The organism is Wolbachia endosymbiont of Anurida maritima, from assembly GCF_042182995.1.
Classification (GTDB): domain Bacteria; phylum Pseudomonadota; class Alphaproteobacteria; order Rickettsiales; family Anaplasmataceae; genus Wolbachia.
Genome location: NZ_CP102058.1, coordinates 1,336,216 through 1,358,102, shown reverse-complemented (window position 1 = coordinate 1,358,102; position 21,887 = coordinate 1,336,216). Strand labels below are relative to the sequence as shown.

At 35.4% G+C, this 21,887-nt stretch carries 22 protein-coding genes; 12 read left to right on the top strand and 10 right to left on the bottom strand.

The window, feature by feature from the left end:
• Positions 1 to 78: 78 nt before the first annotated feature.
• Both NOX90_RS07260 and NOX90_RS07255 read left to right on the top strand, forming a co-directional pair.
• On the top strand, positions 79 to 507 hold the full coding sequence (locus NOX90_RS07260) for a hypothetical protein (protein WP_375603645.1): 429 nt from the start codon (positions 79 to 81) through the stop codon (positions 505 to 507).
• Entirely contained in the window at positions 492 to 1,100 is a 609-nt protein-coding gene (locus tag NOX90_RS07255) for a reverse transcriptase domain-containing protein (RefSeq protein ID WP_375604078.1), read from the top strand. The genes NOX90_RS07260 and NOX90_RS07255 overlap by 16 nt, the downstream gene beginning before the upstream one ends.
• Here the strand turns inward: NOX90_RS07255 and NOX90_RS07250 are convergent.
• The 5 genes from NOX90_RS07250 to NOX90_RS07230 all read right to left on the bottom strand — a co-directional run bounded on the left by NOX90_RS07250 (position 1,086) and on the right by NOX90_RS07230 (position 5,213).
• Positions 1,086 to 1,469, bottom strand: a complete 384-nt coding sequence (locus tag NOX90_RS07250) for a transposase (RefSeq protein ID WP_375604573.1) — start codon at positions 1,467 to 1,469, stop codon at positions 1,086 to 1,088. The two genes, NOX90_RS07255 and NOX90_RS07250, sit on opposite strands and share 15 nt — an antisense overlap.
• Positions 1,470 to 1,486: 17 nt before the next feature.
• Positions 1,487 to 1,852 carry a transposase gene (locus NOX90_RS07245; RefSeq protein ID WP_375603639.1) on the bottom strand — a complete coding sequence of 122 codons (366 nt, stop codon included), beginning with the start codon at positions 1,850 to 1,852 and terminating at the stop codon, positions 1,487 to 1,489.
• A 196-nt stretch (positions 1,853 to 2,048) separates the two neighbouring features.
• Positions 2,049 to 3,128, bottom strand: a complete 1,080-nt coding sequence (recF, locus tag NOX90_RS07240) for a DNA replication/repair protein RecF (RefSeq protein ID WP_375604077.1) — start codon at positions 3,126 to 3,128, stop codon at positions 2,049 to 2,051.
• A 16-nt stretch (positions 3,129 to 3,144) separates the two neighbouring features.
• A complete protein-coding gene (gene bcp, locus NOX90_RS07235; protein WP_375604076.1) occupies positions 3,145 to 3,612 on the bottom strand; it encodes a thioredoxin-dependent thiol peroxidase in 468 nt (155 codons plus the stop codon).
• Between the two features lie 182 nt (positions 3,613 to 3,794).
• Positions 3,795 to 5,213 carry a sensor histidine kinase gene (locus tag NOX90_RS07230; RefSeq protein ID WP_375604075.1) on the bottom strand — a complete coding sequence of 473 codons (1,419 nt, stop codon included), beginning with the start codon at positions 5,211 to 5,213 and terminating at the stop codon, positions 3,795 to 3,797.
• Between the two features lie 65 nt (positions 5,214 to 5,278).
• Between NOX90_RS07230 and NOX90_RS07225 the strand changes: the two genes are divergently transcribed.
• From NOX90_RS07225 to NOX90_RS07205, 5 genes are all read left to right on the top strand, one after another.
• The gene (locus NOX90_RS07225; protein WP_375604074.1) at positions 5,279 to 6,454 is read left to right on the top strand and encodes an aspartate aminotransferase family protein; all 1,176 of its coding nucleotides are present in this window, start codon (positions 5,279 to 5,281) and stop codon (positions 6,452 to 6,454) included.
• Positions 6,455 to 6,468: 14 nt separating this feature from the next.
• Positions 6,469 to 6,975, top strand: a complete 507-nt coding sequence (gene rimM / locus NOX90_RS07220; RefSeq protein WP_265027267.1) for a ribosome maturation factor RimM — start codon at positions 6,469 to 6,471, stop codon at positions 6,973 to 6,975.
• Positions 6,976 to 7,037: 62 nt separating this feature from the next.
• Entirely contained in the window at positions 7,038 to 7,604 is a 567-nt protein-coding gene (efp, locus tag NOX90_RS07215) for an elongation factor P (RefSeq protein WP_375604073.1), read from the top strand.
• Between the two features lie 8 nt (positions 7,605 to 7,612).
• Positions 7,613 to 8,305, top strand: a complete 693-nt coding sequence (locus NOX90_RS07210) for an inositol monophosphatase family protein (protein WP_375604072.1) — start codon at positions 7,613 to 7,615, stop codon at positions 8,303 to 8,305.
• Positions 8,306 to 8,530: 225 nt separating this feature from the next.
• The gene (locus NOX90_RS07205; RefSeq protein ID WP_375604071.1) at positions 8,531 to 11,188 is read left to right on the top strand and encodes an NB-ARC domain-containing protein; all 2,658 of its coding nucleotides are present in this window, start codon (positions 8,531 to 8,533) and stop codon (positions 11,186 to 11,188) included.
• Here the strand turns inward: NOX90_RS07205 and hemA are convergent.
• The 4 genes from hemA to NOX90_RS07185 form a co-directional block, all read right to left on the bottom strand.
• Positions 11,114 to 12,328: a 5-aminolevulinate synthase gene (gene hemA, locus NOX90_RS07200; RefSeq protein WP_375604070.1), complete on the bottom strand. Its 1,215-nt coding sequence runs from the start codon at positions 12,326 to 12,328 to the stop codon at positions 11,114 to 11,116. The two genes, NOX90_RS07205 and hemA, sit on opposite strands and share 75 nt — an antisense overlap.
• Before the next feature lie 68 nt (positions 12,329 to 12,396).
• Entirely contained in the window at positions 12,397 to 13,158 is a 762-nt protein-coding gene (locus NOX90_RS07195) for a hypothetical protein (RefSeq protein WP_375604069.1), read from the bottom strand.
• Positions 13,091 to 13,504 (bottom strand): hypothetical protein, encoded by a 414-nt coding sequence (locus tag NOX90_RS07190; protein ID WP_375604068.1) that lies wholly within the window; start codon positions 13,502 to 13,504, stop codon positions 13,091 to 13,093. The genes NOX90_RS07195 and NOX90_RS07190 overlap by 68 nt, the downstream gene beginning before the upstream one ends.
• 211 nt (positions 13,505 to 13,715) lie before the next feature.
• Complete coding sequence (locus tag NOX90_RS07185; RefSeq protein WP_375604067.1) at positions 13,716 to 14,477, bottom strand: IS5 family transposase; 762 nt, start codon at positions 14,475 to 14,477, stop codon at positions 13,716 to 13,718.
• 261 nt (positions 14,478 to 14,738) lie between these two features.
• On the opposite strand from NOX90_RS07185, the gene NOX90_RS07180 reads away from it, so the two are divergent.
• The 4 genes from NOX90_RS07180 (at position 14,739) to NOX90_RS07165 (ending at position 18,700) form a co-directional block, all read left to right on the top strand.
• Positions 14,739 to 15,032, top strand: a complete 294-nt coding sequence (locus tag NOX90_RS07180; protein WP_410543687.1) for an IS66 family transposase — start codon at positions 14,739 to 14,741, stop codon at positions 15,030 to 15,032.
• 258 nt (positions 15,033 to 15,290) lie between these two features.
• Positions 15,291 to 16,316, top strand: coding sequence for an extracellular solute-binding protein (locus NOX90_RS07175; protein ID WP_375604066.1), 1,026 nt, complete (start codon positions 15,291 to 15,293; stop codon positions 16,314 to 16,316).
• Between the two features lie 220 nt (positions 16,317 to 16,536).
• Positions 16,537 to 17,508 carry an aspartate carbamoyltransferase catalytic subunit gene (locus NOX90_RS07170; protein WP_375604065.1) on the top strand — a complete coding sequence of 324 codons (972 nt, stop codon included), beginning with the start codon at positions 16,537 to 16,539 and terminating at the stop codon, positions 17,506 to 17,508.
• A gap of 766 nt (positions 17,509 to 18,274) precedes the next feature.
• The gene (locus tag NOX90_RS07165; RefSeq protein ID WP_375604064.1) at positions 18,275 to 18,700 is read left to right on the top strand and encodes a transposase; all 426 of its coding nucleotides are present in this window, start codon (positions 18,275 to 18,277) and stop codon (positions 18,698 to 18,700) included.
• A 306-nt stretch (positions 18,701 to 19,006) separates the two neighbouring features.
• Here the strand turns inward: NOX90_RS07165 and sdhA are convergent, their stop codons facing one another.
• A complete protein-coding gene (gene sdhA, locus NOX90_RS07160; RefSeq protein ID WP_375604063.1) occupies positions 19,007 to 20,806 on the bottom strand; it encodes a succinate dehydrogenase flavoprotein subunit in 1,800 nt (599 codons plus the stop codon).
• Between the two features lie 86 nt (positions 20,807 to 20,892).
• On the opposite strand from sdhA, the gene NOX90_RS07155 reads away from it, so the two are divergent.
• A complete protein-coding gene (locus NOX90_RS07155) occupies positions 20,893 to 21,867 on the top strand; it encodes an integrase core domain-containing protein (protein ID WP_375604062.1) in 975 nt (324 codons plus the stop codon).
• The last annotated feature ends 20 nt before the right edge of the window (positions 21,868 to 21,887 follow it).

The following is a 21,887-nucleotide window of genomic DNA, read 5'->3' as shown; positions in this document are numbered from 1 at the left end:
CCAAGGGAAGCGTTTAGAAAACAGTTGGTGAAAATCCAACCTAGGCAAAGTCTAGCCAACAGCCTAGAACAGACCATTATGCTGCGTAAGGTAACGAGCGTAGTAAAGCTAATGGAATGGACAATACAGGGTGCAACGAAAGTAAAGGTATTGAGTTCCGAAATTGCCAACATTATAGAGGTCGACACTGTTCATGTGGTGGAAGACAGCATGAGGGGTAACGATAAGGCAAGTTATCACTCACTCTATCGGGATCCGAGGCCGTATCATGTATTGAGATGGAGCCTAAATGAACTTGGGAGATCCTTTGTATTCCTACTAAGGTATGCTGGAACAAGTCAACAAAGGCAAGGACCAACGAAAGATACAAAGGAAGTCGGACTGACTGATAGTACTCAGAGTGTGGGAAAGCCACATACAAGGGGAAGCGGTCAGCAATATAGCAACTGGAATGAGGATTGCAATACCGATACAACAGAGATTGGAGGAATATGCAAGGAAAACTAAACCAGATAGCGGTAAGAGCGAAGCAAGATAAGCGGGTAAAATTTACATCGCTGATACACCTTATCAATGAGGAGAATCTTGCAGAGTGTTATAAGGAACTAAAACGTAACAAAGCGTGTGGTGCAGACCAAGTGACAGTGGAGGCGTATGGAGAAAACCTAGAGGAGAAACTTAAAACGCTAGTGGATAGTATGAAGAGAAAGCAATACCGACCGCAACCAGTGAAAAGGGTATACATACCCAAAACTGGAAGCAAGGAAAAGAGCGGTCTCGGAATACCATCAACAGAAGAAAAGTTGGTACAGATAATGTTAAAGAAGATATTGGAAAATATTTATGAAGCAAACTTTCTGGACAATTCGTATGGTTTTCGCCCTGGTAGAAGCTGTCATCAAGCAGTCAAAGCACTAGATAAAGCAGTGATGCACAAACCAATTAACTACGTTGTAGAAGTGGATATCAAGAAGTTCTATGATAATATGCAACATAAATGGCTGATGAGATGCGTAAGGGAACGAATATCTGACCCAAATTTATTGTGGCTAGTAAAGCAATTTCTTAAGAGCATGTCTTCAAACTCAAGAATGAGCTAATTTGTGAAGCATAATAGTGATCATATTAAAAAAGATGTTATTTTTTGAAGTGAGAGGAGAATGCTCATAATCCTTACTCATACGTCTAAAATTGGAGAGCCAAGCAAAGGTTCTCTCAACAATCCAACGTTTAGGAATAACCTGAAATCCTGTATCAACTACTTTCTTGGTAATCGTCAACAAACATCCAGTTTCCAATAAACAGCGGTTTTGCAATTTACCTGTATATCCTTGATCAGCAAAAAACTTACGTAATGTTGGAGCTTTGCATTTGGCTTGAACAAAAAGATTTAGTGCACCATCACGATCTTGAATGCTTGCACTGTGTACTTCAGCAGCAATTACAAGACCTAGAGTATCTACAACGATGTGGCGTTTTCTACCCTTTACTTTCTTGCCAGCATCATATCCTCTGGATCCCCTTTTTGAGTGGTTTTTACTGATTGACTGTCAATTATTCCTACTGATGGAGTTTCATTCTTACCAATTATCTTTCTTAGTTTTTTAACTAGAAAATCATGAATTTCTTGCCATATTCCACTTTTTTTTAAACGCGAATTACAACTATACACGGTTTTCCATGGTGGAAAATTCTTAGGTAGTTGTCTCCATTGACAGCCTGTTCTCATCACATACCTTATTGCATCGATAATCGTTCTGATACTGTGTTTTCTTGGTCTGCCGGTCTTTTTAGGTTCAAAATATTGCTCTATCATCTTCCATTCTTTGTCACTTATATCGCTTGGGTACATTTAAAATATATCTTATAACACACTTCTTAACTCCTTTCTACTTAGTTTGAGAAGACATGCTCTTAATAAAGATGCCATTATATCACTGCTTTCAATGTCGACAAGACCTAAGCAGTGTGAGAGACAATAGATAGGAAGTTTTGAAAAGGGTTTAGTGGAAGTGGTTTGTATGAGCTTTGAAAGAGGTCCATTGTAACTATTCATTTGATAATTCAAAAAACTTGAAAGAATAAAGATAGCTATTGAAATTATCTTGATTTACATCAGTTATCCAAGTTTGACATTGAATACTTAACACTTCCTCCATTAACGCCTTTCTGTAATGTTTATCCAGATGAGACATTATATCATCAAGTAGAAGAAGTGGTGCCTTATTGTAATGAATACACCTTGCTTTTACACTGGATAAAATAATAGAAAGTAGTAATAACTTTTGTTCTCCAGTGGAGCACAGATTTATTGGTACGTTTCTTTTTTGACAAAAAACCCGAAAATTATCGTTATGCACACCAAAGGTTACTCTACCAGTCAATGAATCTTTTTCTCTGTTTTCCTTTAGACGATTCTGAAAATATTCTGCAGTATCGTCCAAAGTTAGCTGGCTGCTGAATTTCAAACTTGCCTTCGGAAAAAGCTCACTGGAATGGTTATCAATTGTGTCTTGTAGTGTCTTTAAAACAGACGATCGCATACGTAAAATACTAACTGCATTAACGGCCATTATGTTTTCAAGACTAGAGAGCCAATTTTCGTCCAAGGTGTTCTCTCTCAACAGTTTACTTCGCTCACGTTTAGCTTTTCTGTGTTTCATGTAGCAGCAAGTGTAATTTTCCTCAAACAGTGAGACTATACGGTCTAAAAATTTTAATCTATCACTTGGAGAATTAAGAAGAACATAGTCCATTTGTGGAATCAGCCATATTACATTGGATATCTTATACAAAGATGAATAACTCGATTGCGTTTTTCCATCAATTTGTATTAGTTTCTTATCAAAACTCTTTGCAATACCAATTGAATTAAAATCCGTTCCATTAAAAAAATCATAGTGCACTACCCAATCTTCATTACTGAATCTATTTTGTATCTCACTGGCTTTTGCTTTTTTCATTCCATTGCTTTTAGCAAGCAACGAGATTGCTTCAAGTATATTAGTTTTACCAATACCGTTTTTGCCAGTTATTACAACTGAGCTATCATCTGAATCCAGTTCAAAGTTTGAGTGGCTACGAAAATTATGTAATTTCAGCTTTTTTATGTAGCAATGGGTAGCCATTAACCTATTCTTTAGTTTATATTCTCTTTACTTCTTCCAGAACCTCATCAACATGTCCACTAACTTTTACATTTTTCCAGATCTTCACTATTTTACCTTTTTTATTTATTAAAAAAGTAGTGCGTTCTATTCCCATATACTTTTTGCCAAACATACTTTTCTCTACCCAAACACCATATTTTCCCAACATTTCAGCATTCTCATCAGAAACTAAAGAAAACGGCAGAGAATATTTTGCTTTGAAGTTAGCGTGGCACTTAACACTATCTTTTGATACACCAATTATCACTGTGTCAAGGGAAGAAAAATCATCTATTTTATCTCTAAAGCCTTTTGCTTCCATCGTACAACCCGGAGTATCGTCTTTAGGATAAAAATAGAGAACTACATTTTTNTTATCAAAAAATTCACTCAGTGATAAATTTTCACCAGAATCTGTTGGTAAGCTAAAATCAGGTGCATTATTTCCTACTACTAACTCCATACCTTACTCCATTAATAACACTTCTATCTATAGTAGTATATTATAGTTAGAATATCAAATTTTATATATAGCTAACACAGATAAGATTCTTGATGAAAGCTTGTTGATAAGTTTCTACCTATCTTCTCGGCTTGCTACTTTTGATAAAGTGTGGTTTTCAAGGCCATATCAAATAGGTCCTATTAAAAATCAATCGAATCTTCACATGTTTGCTCTTCATAAAAGAAGTTTAACGTTATCGTAGTACCAAGTTTTGCTTCACTTTTAATGTCGAAAGTTCCACCCATTAACTCTACTAATTTCTTGCTTAGCGGTAATCCGATGCCCGTACCTTCGTTTCTATACCCCGAATCTGCTTGGCCAAAAACAGACATAACTTTATATATGTCCTGCTGCATTATTCCTATTCCATTGTCATGAAACTCAATAGTTAATAAGTTTTTTTCTATATTCTCTTTAATCACCATTCTTATTAAACCATCTTTGGGGGTAAATTTGATTGAGTTTGATAATAAATTTATTATAACTTGTTTCATTCTCTTAGGATCTGCAATAACTAATAATTGTTTGTTAGGTATCTCTTTTTTTAAATTAATTCCGGTTTCTTTTAATTTAGGTAATAGCATATTTACGCATGAATCCATTATTTTGTTCAGGTTAAACTTCACTTTTTCTACTGTTAAACTACTTGATTCAGCTTTAGAAAAATCGAGCACATCGTTAATTAAAGCAAGTAAATGCGTCCCTGCATTATATATATCGTCTGCATACTCCTTGTATTGAGAGTTGTCCATTGAACCTAAAGTTTCATTTTTGATCAACTCCGCAAATCCAATAATAGCATTAAGAGGTGTGCGTAATTCATGTGTAACGCTTGCAAAAAATTTTAGCTTATTTGCATTTTCTTGCTCTAATGCCTCTTTTATCTGCTGTAATTCAATGTTAGTTTTATGTTGCTTGGCTAGCATTTGGGTATTAGAAAAGTGCAAATAGACCATTGTTAATATTAAAATTACTAATAATAAGCCTAAAAATGTTAAAAACAGGCCATATGCTATAACATAAGAATTATTGTAGTTTCGAAGAATCTTCAAAAAAAATGACGGTTTAGCGCTATTTTCATGAAATACAGGGAAAATAGAAGTTAACGTATTTGCTGTAGTATAAAATATTTCTTGGTTGTTTAGTAGTTTGTCAATTTCATCATTTGTAAGTAACTGTTCATAATCATGATCTTGAGTGTTAAAGTTACTGAATATCATTCTGCCGTTTTGATCATACAGCATTAAGCTGAAATCCTTTACTTCGCTAACTGATTGTAATAATTCAGCACGCAGTTTTACCAATTGGTTTATATAATCGAAACTGTTGTATTTAATGTGATGCTTTTCTATTAGTAAATAATGGTATTTTTTTATTATGCCATTTTCCAGTACACTTTTTAAGTTTACACTTGAATCACGGTAAGAAGAAAGAAAATTACTCCTTAGTAAATAATTACAATATATCACACTGAATAAAATCATAAAAATCGATGAGAATAAGGCAATAACTTTTGTGTATTTGTTTTTCCCCAGTGCAGAAAACATTAGCTTATACATATCCTTCTTATTGTGAAACAACGGTTTTTATGTTATTAATAATAAAATTTAGCATATAATATTTTATGACAATTTCTCCTATTTTGCCAGTTTATTCTCCTGTTAACATAAATTTTTCTTATGGTAAAGGTATTTACTTGTATGATATTGACGGTAAGCGCTACATAGATTTTCACTCTGGAATAGCTGTTAGTAGCTTAGGTCACGCCAATTCGCGATTAATTAGTGCTCTAAAATTGCAAGGAGAAAAATTATGGCATATATCAAATACATATAATATACCTGCTGCCAATAATTTTGCAGAGAAATTAATAAACAACAGTTTCGCTGACACTGTATTTTTCTCAAATTCTGGATCAGAGGCAGTAGAATGTGGGCTTAAGATTGCTAGGATCTATCAAAACGGAAAAGGCAATAAAACCCGTCACAGAATTTTAACATTCCATGGTGCATTTCATGGAAGAACTTTTTTAACTTGTGCTACAAACGATAAACAGAAATTTTCTGAATTACTAAATCCCTACATTGATTGGTGTGATAATATCGAGCCCAATATTGAGAGCGTAAAGAAAGCAATTTCAAGTGGTATAGGCGTTATATTAATAGAACCAATACAAGGGCAAGGTGGTATCAAAGTAATGAATGAAGTCTTTATGAAAGAGCTAAGAAAGCTGTGTGATGAAAATGACATATTGTTATTTTTTGATTGCGTACAATGCGGTGCTGGTAGGACAGGAAAATTATTCGCATACGAACATATAGGAGTGGAACCTGATATATGTGCTCTTGCAAAGGGAATAGGAGGAGGGTTTCCGCTGGGGGCTTGTCTTGCAACTGAAAAGGCTGCTAAATATATGGCAGTTGGTATGCACGGTTCCACTTTTGGTGGCAATCCGCTTGCAACCTCAGTAGGTAATGCTGTGCTCGAAGAATTGCTCAGCCCCGGCTTTTTGAAAAATGTTGAAATTAGAGGTAAATACTTAAAAAATAAACTAGAAAACTTAGCAAGTAAATTTTCAATAATAGAAGAAGTGAGAGGGAAAGGGTTAATGCTTGGAATAAAGGTGAAAGCAAACAATAAAAAGTTCGCAGAAGAATTAAGTCACCGCGGCTTGCTGACTGTTGGGGTAACATCAGATAACGTTGTGAGAATTTTATCTCCACTCATTATCACTGAAAAAGAGATTGATGAAGGCATCGAGATTTTGACTCAATATTTATCTGAGAAATCTTCTGATTAGATACTTGCATTAATATGAACGACAATCTGGTATGCTTAGGAATTATTACCTCTCCTCACGGAATTAAAGGAGCTGTTAAAGTAAAAACCTTTACTGAAAAGCCTGAAAATATCTCCTTATATGGTGAGCTAATCAGTGGTGATGAGAATTATAAAATAGACTCAGTATCCGTCATAGGTGATAATTTAGTAATAGCTACAATAAGCGGAGTAAATTCCCGTAATGAAGCAGAGCTTTTAAGGAATAAGAAGCTATATATAGAAAGAAGCAAGTTACCAGAGCTAAATGATGAGGATGAATTTTACCAAAGTGACCTTGTAGATATGGAAGTAAGGCTGAAAAGTAATGAATTATATGGCTATGTAAAATCTGTGTATAATTTCGGCTCAGGGGATATATTAGAAATTTTAGTTATCAGCACAAAAAAACGCATTATGCTATCTTTCACTAAAGAGATATTTTCACATATAAATATAAAGGGGAGGTGTATAGTATTAAATATGCCAGAATTTATTGACTAATAAAGACTTTGATATTTATATAAAGCTATTTATAATTGTAAGATCAAACTGAAAATGTAATTATGGCAGAAAGAGCTAACGATATCAGACCAGGTCAGGTGTTGGAACAGAACGGCGGATTATTTTTGGTTGTAGGTATTATGCATACTCAACCTGGTAAAGGTGGTGCATACATACAAGCTGAAATGAAAAATATTAAGACCGGAGCAAAACACTATGAAAGATTTCGTTCTGATGCAACAATCAGAAGGGCAATTTTAGATGAAGAGGAATATGTTTACCTTTTCACTGAAGGAAACATTGTAAATCTTATGCATCCAAGTAATTACGAGCAAATCACTATAAATTTGGACTTATTGGGAGAANAAAAAATTTATTTACAGGATAACATGAAAATTAAAGTTGTAGCTTATCAAGACAAAATAATTTCTGCGCATGTGCCTGATTATGTTACAATTGCTGTGAAAGAAACAGAGGCTGTTATTAAAGGACAAACTGCTACTGCTTCTTATAAGCCTGCAATTTTGGAAAACGGAATGCGCGTTAACGTGCCTCAGTTTATAAAAGAAGAGGATAAAATTGTAGTATATACTCCAGATGACAGCTATTATGAAAGAGTGAAAGAGTAAAAAGAAGAATGTCCATCTCATCACCACGAATTAATGTGATGCTTGATTCTGTGCGTAGTGCTTCCAGGCAGCTTATGCGCGATTTTAATGAATTGCAAATTTCTAATGTTAAATCAGCAGACTTTATTAATAAAACTTATTCAAAATCCAAGCAAACCATATACGATTGCTTGCACGATTACAAACAAGACTATGGTTTTATTTTTGAAGATGATACTGATCAAGAAGTAAAAGATGACACTTATACCTGGTTTATTATGCCTATAGAGGGCAGGGAGAACTTCTCTAGTTGCATGGTTTATTTTGCAGTATCAGTCTGTCTCATTCATAAAAATAAAGTTGTGGCAGCTGTAATTGATGCTCCGGCTCTTAGAGAAACTTTTTGGGCAGAAGAAAAAAAAGGTGCTTTTCTTGAGGATTTTAGATCTCGTCATGTAAAAATGCGAGTGAAAAGCCGTGAAGGGGGTCTAATAGATGTAAGTGGTAATTTGTTAAATAAATTGCTGCCTGGCAGTAGTAATGTACGCTCCATCGGTTCAACAATTTTAGGCTTTGCGTACCTTGCAGCAGGAAGGCACAGAGGAATAGTTTACTCTGGAATTAACAAATACAAAACTTCGCTCGGTAGACTTTTTCTGCAAGAAAGCGGTGGCAGGCTAATGGAGGATAAGGGGCTAATCATTGCTGGAGATATACAATAAGATTCATTCAGAAATAATAAACGGTATCATTTGACACTGACATCCAGTTATAAAAATCACATAAAAGTGATCATTCCGATATTGACATGATGATATGTTTATAATAGAATAAAAGTCTCATGTAATAGGTGGGAGTAATGATTCCTAAAAGTAGAGTAGATAAGTTCAGGTGCAACAATAATAAATAGGTCTATGTGTGATTGTGTTTTAGTGATAGGAGGGTGAATGTATAAGAATGGTAAACGTGAACCACCAAAAAAGAAATTGAAGCGAGATCCGTTAGATGAGCTGTTGGCTACTGTATTGGATGCTATATCCAAAGGTTCTCAAACTGCACTCCAAGAGGTTGCAAAAAGCTATCCGGTATTATCTTTGTTGCCCATATTTTGTAGTATATTCAGGCAGAAAGAGAAGAACGAAACAGGGGAAACTGTTCATGGTGGTTTTATCTATAACTTACCAAAGGCAATCAAAACCTTTACTGGAAGAAAAACAGAGTTGGAAAAAATACATCAATCATTCGACAGTGCACCAGAACCATCAAACAAATCCTGTAATGTTGCAGCAATAACTCAATCTATGGCAAGTTTAAACTTAAGTGAAAATATTTCTTCTATTAACGGTCTAGGGGGAATGGGCAAGACACAATTAGCCTTAATGTATGTCAAACAATACGCTAAAAATTATGATAATAATGTAATTTGGATAAATGCTGAGGACCCATCTTCTTCGTTTAGAGGATTAGCAGGTTGTCCAGAGATAAATATCAAGACAAAAGATATTAATGGTCGCGATAAAGCAGATAATGAGATAGCACAGGAAATATATAAGCATTTTAAAGACAAGAAGAGTTTATTTATTTTTGATAACGTTGAAAATTCTGAAAAGATCGAGGAATTTTTACCAAAACCACTTGTAGGTAACAAGCCGTATATTCTAATAACTTCCAGATATCAGAATTGGGAGGATGTAGCATGTAAGATTGCATTAGATGTTTTTAGTCTTGAAGAAACGGAAGATCTCATAATGGAACACGGTGTACAAGATGTTTTGAGTAAAGAAGAACTGAAAAATTTCATAATTGCACAGATAAAAAAATATGAATCCCGACTTCTTGTATCAAAACCAAGAGAAGAATTAACAAAAGAGGATACAAGTATCAATGAGGAGAACATTCAGAGAATAGCTCTTTGTAGGGAAGTACTGGAGGAGCTTATTCCACCAAAGGATCAAGAAGAAGAAACAGAAGAAGGGTTTGTAGTAATGCCTGACTTAAACTGTAAGCTAAATGAGCTATTAAAAGGGTTAGAAAGCATAGCATTAGATGTTGATCATATCAAGAAGTTACATAATAAACTTCAAGGCTTTCCACTAGCATTACAACAAGCAGTTGCTTATATTAAGCAGCAAAGGATTTTGAAGTCAAATTTTGGAATTCAAGATTACTTGAAGGAATATGATAAATCTTATAAAGAAGCAGAAGAATTATTAAGTTATGACCTTCATAAAAACAATAATGACCCATATATGAAAACGGTCATGACAACATGGAAAGTTACGCTTGATAAAATAGCAAGTGATACGAAATATGGTAAAGAAGCTATAAGAATTCTAAGCGTTATGGCTTATCTTGTACCTGATAATATTCAGAATTCAATGTTCTCAAGGTTAGTAGAAGAAAATAATAAAGTAACAGGTGCTATAAATCTGCTTAGAAACTATTCAATGATTAATCAAGGAAGCAAAGTTGATTTATCAAACATTCATAGGCTGGTTCAGGAGGTAATACGTATAAAATTAAAGACAGAAGAAGTAGAGGAAAAGACCTTAGAGGATGTACTGAAAATATTGAAACCTGTTAATTCCTATTCCAGAAGCCCTAATGCTAACCATTCTATACTTATCTGTGTGCGTGCTAGTGAATATGATATGTTCAATAAAATAAATAGTTTAATTCCAGGGTTGAAGTCAGAAAAGGAATCAACAGAATCGCTTTTGCAATGGGTTATTAAAGAAAACAGAGTAGATACAATGCAATACATTTTGGACAATATGGAAGATAAATGGAAAAAAGACAATAAACATGCACTAAATCAATTATTAGAATATAGCATTAAGGGGGCAAATAAGAATAATCGTAATATGATTAAGGTTTTAATTCAGCACAGTTCAGAGGTAAATACTTTGTCTATGATTGGAGATAGTAGTTTTAATTCCATAAAGTTATTACGCATTTTAGAAAAGCTTGGAAAGCTTGACAAAGAAGAAAAGTTTAAGTACTTAGTTAAGGCTATTGAATATGCAAATTTAGATGTGGTAAAATTTATATTAGAAAATGAACCGAGCTTAGTTAAGGAGAAGCTTAAAGACAATTGCTTTGCGGAAGATGATAATTATGATGGTGATAATTATGATGATAATGGTAGATATTCATATTTTGTTAAAAAAGGAAGCTCTATTTCCAAGCTTGCACGCGAGGTAAGAGATTCCTTACAAAAGTGTAAGAATATAGAAAAAATTATTGAATTGATTGAAGAAGCTAAAGGAAAAATACGAGATTTAGGCCGGAAAGAAATGGATATTAACCATGAAAAACAGTCTCTAACCTTAGGTTCTGAATTTCAAAATAAAGTAGCAGGTAACTTGAGTGACACTAGTGATGATGAAGAGGAGTTACTGGATTTAGATTGTGAAATGATTAATACTGATGACGAACAGCTTCCTATTGCTCTTCATATTACGAAAACTCTAGAAAATGATTTGAATGATACTATGGAGGAAAGTCCCGGAAGTATAGCCCATGATCCCTCAGTTACATCCCTGGTCAAATATCTCCAAGGAGATATTGATCTTCTCAAAAACTTTTACAAGAGATTCTGTTAAATGTTCTATCATTTCATCGGTATGATAAGGTGTAGGGGTAATACGGAAACGCTCAGTTCCTCTTGGCACCGTTGGATAATTTATATGTTGAACGTATATTCTATGCTCATCAAATAATAATTTTGATGCTTTTTTGGATAACTCTGGGTCGCCAATTATTATTGGAATTATATGAGTTTCTGTTGGAATGAAATTAATTCCTGCATTTCTCAGTGAGTTTTTTACTTTTTCAACGACTTGCTTTTGCTTTTCCCTTTCAATGTTGCTCGATTTTAGGTGCTCAACGCTTGCCTTTGCTGCCGCTGCTAAAACAGGCGACATAGCAGTGGTGAAAATAAATCCTGGAGCGGAACTTCTTATTACATCTACCAAGCTCTTTGAAGACGCGATATACCCACCCATAACTCCAAAAGCCTTCGATAGTGTACCTTGAATAACGGTTATTCTATCCATCAGGCCTTCTCTTTCTGCAATTCCGCCACCATGTGAACCATACATGCCAACTGCGTGCACCTCATCCAAATAGGTAATTGCATTATACTGATCTGCTAGATCACATATCGCTTCAAGCGGCGCTATGTCACCGTCCATTGAATATACGGATTCAAGTGCTATTATCTTTGGTGTTTTTGTATCTACGGACTTTAACAACTGCTCTAAGTGATCAACATCATTATGTCTAAATATATATTTTGGTCTTTTGCCTGATTTTATGCCTTCTATCATTGAAGAATGATTTTTCTCATCTGAAAAAATTACCACGCCTGGAATAACAGACGATAAAGTGCTAAGTGTTGTCTGGTTAGCGAGATAGCCACAAGCAAAAGTTAAAGCAGCCTCTTTTTTATGCAAACAAGCTAAGGATTTTTCAAGTTCGACAACCTCTTTTGTTGTACCAGATATATTTCTTGTTCCCCCCGCACCAATTGATGAATTTTGAATAGCAGCAATAACACTCTCATTCTGCGACATTCCCAGATAATTATTACTGCACCAGACTATTACTTCTCTATTTCTTTCGTAGTCCATAATGTGAGGGAGCCTACCTGGCAATGACGCAAAGTGCGTAAATTCACGATATCGCCCTTCCTCTTTTATATCTTTGATTTTATTTAAGAATATTTCTTCGTAGTTTACCAAGTTTTTATTCGCTAATAATTAATATAATTATAATAAATTATTAAATGGTAAACTACAATATTTATTCTTCAACTTACTGTTAGCTCTCCGTTAGCTACAGGTTCAACATTACTACCCTCAAGTGAATTTGAAGGTCTGTTACAGCAATATATGATTAAAGCAGCAACTAAACAACAAACTCCAACACCTGCTATTATTCCTGTTGTCAGCAAGCTAACACTAAAAGCAAAATATGCAGCCGATGCAGCAGCCCCCGCAAGTATTCCAGCTACTGCGAACGTCCATATAGCTACGGTAGGCCACTTACTCTTTTGCGTATTTTTTGTTGCAGTAATACTTCCATTTCCTGGATTATTAGGCAGCTTGCCATTGGTTTTAGTATCACTTTTTTGTTCTGGGACTAGAATCTTAGGAACTCCTGATTGTTCATCATCACTATTACCATTTATTGGTGATTTGATATCAGTTTGAATATTATCTGTACTTTTTTCTGGTACATATCCAGCAGGCTGAACAGGAGTTTGCTCTTTCTTACCAATATCAACTAATGGTGCGGTAGCATCGTTCTTATCATCCTCTTCAGTAGTTACCTGTGAACTATTATTGTTACCAATATATGTTTCCCTAAATTGCTCTTCTTTTTTTTGTTCATTTTTCTTTTTTTCTTCTTTAGATTGTTTTATTCTCTCTTGGCGTTTCTTCTTACTATTTTTACCCCCCTCAAAATTATTACTTATGGGCCCCGTTATTGAAACCCCTGTATTATTTAAGATAGCATTTTCTTCCTCTCCGGCAAGAACATTTTTTTTCTGTCTGCTTACTGCCAGCACTTTCAAATTCTGGATTTTCTGATAGAATGTCACTTGTTATAACTGGAATTGCTAATTCATCTGCAACGTTATTACTTCTTTTTCGTATTATAAAAGTTCCAGGAGTTTGGTACATTTCATCCCACAAATCTTGACGTTTATGACAGGGATATTCTTGCACATCAATAGAAAATTGCAGAATATTTCTAATTTGCATTAAACTGAATATTAGATCAATATTCTTTTGACGTTTATTGTCTTTTGGATCTTTAGTGTATTCATCATACACTATGCAAGCAGTCTGAACTAATCCATTTACAATACCTGGAAGACGGCTGTTATATTCACGTAAAGCTTCAGATTGCAATAATTTGTTTTCCTTTTCCAGATCTTCTATGCGCTTTTCTATACTAGATTTAAAAATCTTACACTCCTCTTGAAAAATTATGTTAATTGCATCAATTTCTGTGAATAAGTAACATACTTCCTTGACTAAGGAGTAATCTTCTTGGCCTGTTGAGTAGTGTGTTGCATTTCTCAGTATATTCTGTATGACCTGCCCTAGGTAGTGTCGACATTTATTTCAACCAAAGATAAATAGCAGCAATATGAACAAAAGACAAAAAGGTTATTGCCAATTTGTCATAACGAGTAGCAACTCTACGAAAATTCTTGATTTTGTTGAACATCCTTTCTATTAAATTTCTTTCTTTATATAGCTCTTTATCATATTCTCGTGACGTTTTTCTATTGGAGCGCGGTGGAATAACAGGTTCAGCATTTATGGCTTGTGCTGCTTCAATCATATAATCTGCATCATATCCTTTATCTGCAATAAGTGCTTCCATTTTCTTATCATTTATCAGATCTAAAGCCTTTACATAATCTGATCTTTGACCAGCAGTAACAAAAAATCTCAGTGGGTTACCTAGCGCATCACAAGCAGCGTGTAATTTGCTCGAAAATCCTCCTTTAGATCGTCCCAATTCCTGCTCTTGCTTACCAGTTTCTACATTTTTTTGTGCACCAGCAGCATGTTGATGCGCTCTAATTATTGTCGAGTCTATCATCAGCCATTCCGTGTCTTGATTTACTGCTAAAGTATTAAAAATCATCTGCCAAACCCCTGCTTTCGCCCATCTCATGAATCTTTTGTGCACATTAGACCATTTTCCGTATCTAGCTGGTAACGCTCTCCATGGCGCTCCAGTACGTCCTATCCACATTATTGCAGCTATGAATTTCCTGTTGTCTTGTGCACTTCTACCTCTGTCTCCTTCTTTCCCTGGTAAGCTGTTTTTTATCCTTTCCCATTGTTCATCTTTTAAGTCATATAGCACTTTTACCTCTCAAAAAACACTATTATAACTCATTTTTTATTAATGTCGACACTGCCTAATTACTTGCTCATTATGTGATGCGTTTTGATAGATTTTTTCAGTGTAAAAAAGCACCTTGGCTATAGCGTTTGTGTTTGTGTTTTCGACATTAGACAATGCAACTAGAATTGATTCATATATTTCATCAAATTCGTTGTTTTTAGATTTATGGTCAAGATAATTAATAACATCATTGCTGCACTCAGCACATTCTTTGCATAGGTGCTCAATAAATGCAATATTGTAAATGGTACTCAAGCTTCGAGAATGGCCGCTAAGATGTTAAGGTCTGAGGATATGATGTGGAAGTTTTTGAGAAAACCTGAAGTCANNACAAACAACCTTGCAGAACGGCAAATTAGACGCTACGTAATCTATCGTAAAAACAGCTTTTTCACCTTGTCAGAACGTGGAGAAAGGTTCGTGGAAAGAATGTTGTCGATATTTTTGACATCACGTCTCAATGGCCAGAACCCCTTTCAAAAATTACAGAGTTTAGTTGCTACTCCTGCTTAGTGTTAAGAGATCCGTGAACGGTTACCTGTCGTTCTGGCGCACCCGTGTAACCATAATTCCTCCTTTGATGGTAACTTTTCATATATCATACCATCACACTCTGAGACTGTACATAAAAAATCAGTCTCATGATAAGGGGCTGGCGGAGTTTATCAAGGAAGTTTTTGTAGCTCTCATGACTTATCTAACGAATTTTATACTTGCTAAGATTGCGCTATTTGAGTACCTTTAACTGAAAGAAGTTATTTTTTATCCAATATGAAAAAAGCCTTTATATTCACATCCTTAATAGCAATTATATTGATAGTTATTACTTATTTATACAGAAACGACGGAACTAATGACTCACAAGTGGTAAATGTTTATTCATCACGTAAAGAGGAATTAGTACGTACTTTGTTTGATGAATTCACGAAAAATACAGGCATTAAAGTACGTTACATCATTGATGATTATTCTCAGCTACTTTCACGAATAGAAAACGGTGGTGAAGCTGATTTATTTTTAACTGTAGACGCAGTGAACCTAATTTTAGCAAAAAAAAGGGGGCTTTTGTCTCAAGTGGATTCAGAGGCTTTGAAAAGTGCTATACCTGCAAAATTTAGAGACAGTGAAGATTATTGGTTTGGCCTTACAAAAAGAACTAGGATATTGGTTTATAATAAAGAATCAGTAGACTCTCAAGACTTAAGTACTTATGAAGACCTGGCAAGTGAAAAATGGAAAGGGAAAATATTAGTGCGTTCTTCCACAAGTCCATACAACCGATCGTTAATTGCTTTTATGATTGCAAATAATGGTTTTGAAAAGACGAAAGAATGGGTAAGCGGAATTGTGAGCAATATGGCAAGAAAACCAAGTGGTGGTGACACAGACCAAATTTACGCCGTAGCAGCTGGTGAGGGAGATGTTGCAATAGTAAATAGTTATTACTTTGCGAGAATCCTTTCATCAGAAAATAAAAAGAATGTTGCAGACAAGCTAGGAGTTTTTTTTCCTAATCACAATGATTACGGTGTAATGGTAAATGTTAGTGGTGCAGCAGTAACAAAAAACGCAAAAAATAGGGAAAATGCTATAGCCTTATTGGAATTTTTAGTAAGTAAACAGGCTCAGGAGTTATATGCTAAGAAAAACCAAGAATATCCTATTATTGAAGGTGTTGAAACTTCTGATATATTAAAATCTTGGGGAAATTATTTACAAAGTGATTTGCCTCTAAGTGAACTTGAAAAACACCTCCTTGAGGCTGTTATGATAGCGGACGAGTGTAAATGGAAGTAATTCCCAGTGCCACTAAACACTGGGATGAAAGATTTATGCTAATGTACCTTACTCTTAACTCGCTGAACTTTTTCTTCCTTCTAACTTAATTTTGACTTTACTATCTTTTTCCGTTCTTCCAACAAAACAATTGCTGCACAAGAGGTCTATTGAAAAACGATAATAAGAAAGTAGAATTGGTTCAAGTAGTTGGACAACAATTGCATGTTAAAAGGAAATTATGAATAACAGAAGGAATTTGTTAAACATCTCAGACCTCACAGTCGATGACGTTGAAAATATAACTAAGTTGGCTAGCCAGTACCNNAAAAAAGAAGTTGCAAATGGTCATATCTTGGAAAATAAGACAGTAATAAATTTATTCTTTGAAGATTCAACGCGTACACTTGCGTCTTTTGAAATAGCAGCAAAAAGCCTTGGAGCAAATGTTGTAACTTTGCCAATAAGATCTTCTTCTATTAACAAGGGAGAAGATCTAAAAGACATGATCAAAACATTAAATGCAATGAATCCTGATTACATGGTAATCAGGCAAAAAAATAGCGGTACTGTTAATATGCTGGCTAAGAATGTTAGCTGCTCGCTAATCAACGCAGGCGATGGAAGCAGTGAACACCCAACTCAAGCTCTTGCAGATTATCTTGTAATCAGCAGTCATAAAAAGCAAATAAAGGATCTCAAAGTTGTGATATGTGGAGATATTCTGCACAGCAGAGTTGCAAGGTCAAATATAAGGTTGCTAAAAATGTTTGGAGCAGAGATAAGCTTGGTCGCACCACCAACTTTGATTTGTAAGCATTTTCCTGAAGTAGATTCAGTCCATTATTCATTAATTGAAGGTATAAAAGATGCTGACGTAATTATGCTTTTAAGGCTGCAGAGAGAGCGCATGAATAATAGTTGTTTTGTTCCTTCAGAGAAAGAATATTTTTATTTGTATGGACTTGATTCACAAAAGCTATCATACGCAAAACCAAATGCGATTGTTATGCACCCAGGGCCAATAAATAGAGAGATTGAGATTAGCAGTGATGTAGCAGATTGTGTTATTTTACGGCAAGTAGAATCCGGATTGGCAATACGTAAGGCAGTGCTGCACTATTATANNGGACTTGTTAATATCAAAAGATGCTACACAATTAATGCAAAAAGGGNNGGGCATGAAATGACAAGACTTGTAAATGGCTGCTAGGTGTATGGTTCCAAAGTGTGATGATATGGATTTAGTATAAATAATTCAGAAGCACTGTAAACATATAAATTCAAAAGGTGTAAGAGTTTTGAGTCTTTGTAATAGTTTAGACTTGATCTGACAGCCGTAAGTTTTAATATATAGGCCTTTCATGTTTACTTAATTTCATTCACTATCACTCACCATACACCATTGTCATTCCAGCGCGTGACGCTGGAATAGCTTTGTTGCATAGCAGCAGAAAAACTAGTGATTACTGATAAATTCATTATAAAATGACGATTTAATGATAAATATGCCACAAAAAATGAGAGTCTGTAACCATAGCGAATATAACAAATTTCTAGAAAAAAGAGGAAATATTTTTCATTATATCAACGAAGCCATAGAAAATTTGTATAAAATTGGGCCAAAATGCAGGGTGGCAACAATATTTACAGCAATAAAGTGGTGATTTTGATACATATAACAACCCATCTATTCAGAATAGGTTTGAGTGGGATTTTTAGAGGGATACATTGAACAGATAGGAAAAATTTGCAGGTTATCAGCTATTCACAAGCATCAAAAGAAACTTGATATTAAGATCAATGATTGCAGAAAATAACATGGAAGATATCGAAATTGCCATAGGCAGTACAGGAATTAGTATATACAACAACACACAGCAAAGAAAATAGCAAAGATAGAGAGTATCGCAGCTATACACAAGTAAGAAAATTGCACATAATGTTGAGCAAACAAGTCATAGCTACAAAATACAGTAATGGCTGATCACTATGGAGCATTGGGGAAATCTGATGTTAAATATGCCATAAAAGCACTATATGCAGATAGGGCATATGACAGACATAAACTCTATAAATTGTGTGATGAATGCGGCATAAAGACGAAAATTCCTCCGAAAAACAACGCAGCAGAGCATCTAAAATTGGATTATATGCTTGATAGAAATGCCGCTATTCAGTTAATGAAATTACATGGTGAGAATGGTATAAAAAGATGGAAAGAAGAAGTAAATTACGGAAAAAGATCGTACATTGAAAGATTTTTCTCAAGGTTGAAGCGAATATTTGGGTTTAGTTTTAGGAACAAATCTGAAATTAATCGTGAGAGGGAACTGCTACTCAAATGTTATTTGCTTAACAAATTTACTGAAATAGGCATGGCTAAATTTGAGATAGCTTCATAAATTTATTGTGCGTTACCTACTATCCGAAGAGCGATGCAACAAAGCCATCCCAATGTCAGCTACTTGGATGACACCATTTGTTGTAAACTCACTTTTACTCTATGGTCTTGCCGCTATCCTGAACAGACAATGGCGTCAACTTAAGGACACATTTTAGACTTCTTTGTTGAAATAAAACAGCAACAAAAGTGCTATTTATTGCAGCTTTTGGGTAATTTAATGGTAAAAATTTTAGAGAGAAATTTTATACACTATCACCGATATTTTTCCTTAAGTTGACGCCATTGCCTGAACAGATACGGCTGACTAATAAACCCTCTTTTCTGGAGCTATGAAATCAATCTCATCGCTCAGAGTTTTTTCAGCAACTTTCTTGTAATCAATTTTTACATTGATCTGCCCTTTCTTTTCTTCAAGCCACGCTATAGTGTGCTTCATCCAATTTTTGTCATCACGCTCAGGGAAATCTTCACGAGCATGGGCACCTCTACTCTCCTCTCGATTTGCTGCGCATTCCATGGTAATAACCGCCTGTGGGATCATATTAGCAAGCTCCAGCGCTTCAACCAAATCACTGTTCCATATCATACTGCGATCCTCAAGTGAAATATCAGGCATCATTTTTGCTACTTTTTTTATAGCTTTTTTACCTTCTTCTAGAACTTCAGCAACACGAAATACTGATGCGTATTTTTGCATAGTGTTCTGCATTTCACTGCGTATTTTTGCTACTTTGAGCTTTCCAGAAGCAAATCGCATTTTATTAAACCTATCTATTATCCAATCTGTACAGTCTGAGTGTAATTTTTTATGTGGTGTATTGGGCTTTAGTTTCTCTTTTGCTCTGAGCGCCGCAGCTCTACCAAAAACCACAAGATCAAGAAGCGAGTTAGAGCCAAGTCGATTTGCACCGTGCACAGAGACACATGCGGCTTCTCCAATTGCAAATAGTCCATCTACCACTTCTTCCTTACCTTGCTTCAGCGTGATCACTTCTCCATGATAATTGGTTGGAATGCCGCCCATATTGTAGTGAACAGTCGGAATGACCGGTATTGGATCTTTAGTGACATCAACTCCAGCAAAAGTTCTTGCGGTTTCGCTAATGCCTGGCAATCTGAGTTTTATTACTTCCGGATCAAGATGCGCTATAGTTAAATACATGTGATCTTTTTTCGGTCCAACACCCCTTCCCTCTCTAATTTCAATCGTTATTGCACGACTTACTACATCACGAGAAGCTAAATCTTTTGCTTTTGGTGCGTAACGTTCCATAAACTTTTCGCCCTGAGAATTAACGAGATATCCCCCTTCACCACGGCACCCTTCTGTCATCAAGCACCCTGAGCCATATATTCCTGTCGGATGAAATTGCACAAATTCCATATCTTCAAGCGGTAATCCAGCTCTTACTACCATGCCGTTACCATCACCTGTGCAGGTGTGTGCACTTGTTGCAGAGAAATAAACACGTCCATAACCACCTGTTGCTAGCACCACCGAGTGTGCGCGAAATTTATGTAATGTGCCGTCGCATAGCGACCAAGCAAGAACTCCGCAGCATGTTTCGCTATCTATAATTAAATCAATCACAAAGTATTCAACAAAAAATTCAGCGTTGAATTTAAGACACTGCTGATATAGAGTGTGAAGGATTGCGTGCCCAGTTTTATCTGCCGCTGCACAAGTGCGTTGAGCTGATTTTCCTTTACCAAAGTGAGTTGTCATTCCACCAAAGGAACGCTGGTATATTTTGCCATCTTCTGTACGAGAAAAAGGTACGCCAAAATTTTCAAGTTCAATAACAGCTTTAGCAGCGTTTTTACACATATATTCTACTGCATCTTGATCACCAAGCCAGTCTGAACCTTTTATTGTGTCGTATGCATGCCAGCGCCAATCGTCTTCACCGATATTACCTAAAGCTGCACTAATTCCACCTTGTGCCGCAACTGTATGACTTCGTGTAGGGAAAATTTTAGAAATGCAGGAAACTGAAAAATTAGTTGTAGCCATCCCAAGCGTTGCTCTGAGCCCTGCTCCACCTGCACCTACTACTACCACATCATACTCATGTTCTATGATCTCATACGCTGACTTATCCATATTTGCTTATTTTATCATTACAGGCTTATGATATCACAGAAGTAGAAAAAATCTATACAAGTTTTCTATTGACCTTACCTAGATGTATGGTCCCGGAGTGTGATGGTATAATAAAATATGAGAAAAAAATACCATCAAAGAAGGAATTATGGTTACATGGGTGCGCCAGAATAACAGAGGCAATTCGTAGAGCAATACAAGATAGTAAAGAGAGCATAGCAAAACTCTCTAAACNNCTTAATCCAAAAACTATTGTTAAATGGAGAAAACGCTCATTTACCAAAGATGCAGATATGGGTCCAAAGCATCCGAGATCGACTGTCTTAACTCTAGAAGAGGAAGCTGTAATCATCGCATTTCGCAAGCATACGCTGCTACCATTAGACGATTGCCTTTATGCCTTGCAGTCTACAATTCCACATTTAACTCGCTCTAGCTTACATCGTTGTTTACAGAGGAATACCATTAGCAGACTACCAGATGTTGATGAACCAANNAAAAAGAAATTCAAACAATATCCTATAGNNCATATTGATATTGCAGAAGTCAGAACAGAGGAAGGAAAATTACATCTATTTGTTGCAATAGATCNNAAATTTACCTATGTTGAGTTGCATAAAAGTGCTACAAAACCCATAGCTGCTGAGTTTNTTCGTAATTTGATTAAAATTTTACCGTATAAAATCCACACTGTTTTGACAGACAACGGCATACAGTTTACCAACCTCAAGTGCCATAAGCGCGCTTTTCAACACATATTTGATAGAGTTTGTGAAGAGAATAGTATTGAACATCGTCTGACTAAAATTAGCCATCCTTGGACAAATGGGCAAGTTGAACGTATGAACAAAACACTAAAGAATGCTACAGTTAAGAAGTATTACTACAAATCTCATCAGCAACTCAAAGAACATCTTTATGACTTTGTTANNTATTATGCTAAAAGACTCAAAACTCTTACACCTTTTGAATTTATATGTTTACNNAGTGCTCCTGAATTATTTATACTAAATCCATACCATCACACTTTGGGACCATACAGGGGCTGGCGAAGCTTGTAAAGCAATTTTTTATGGCCTAG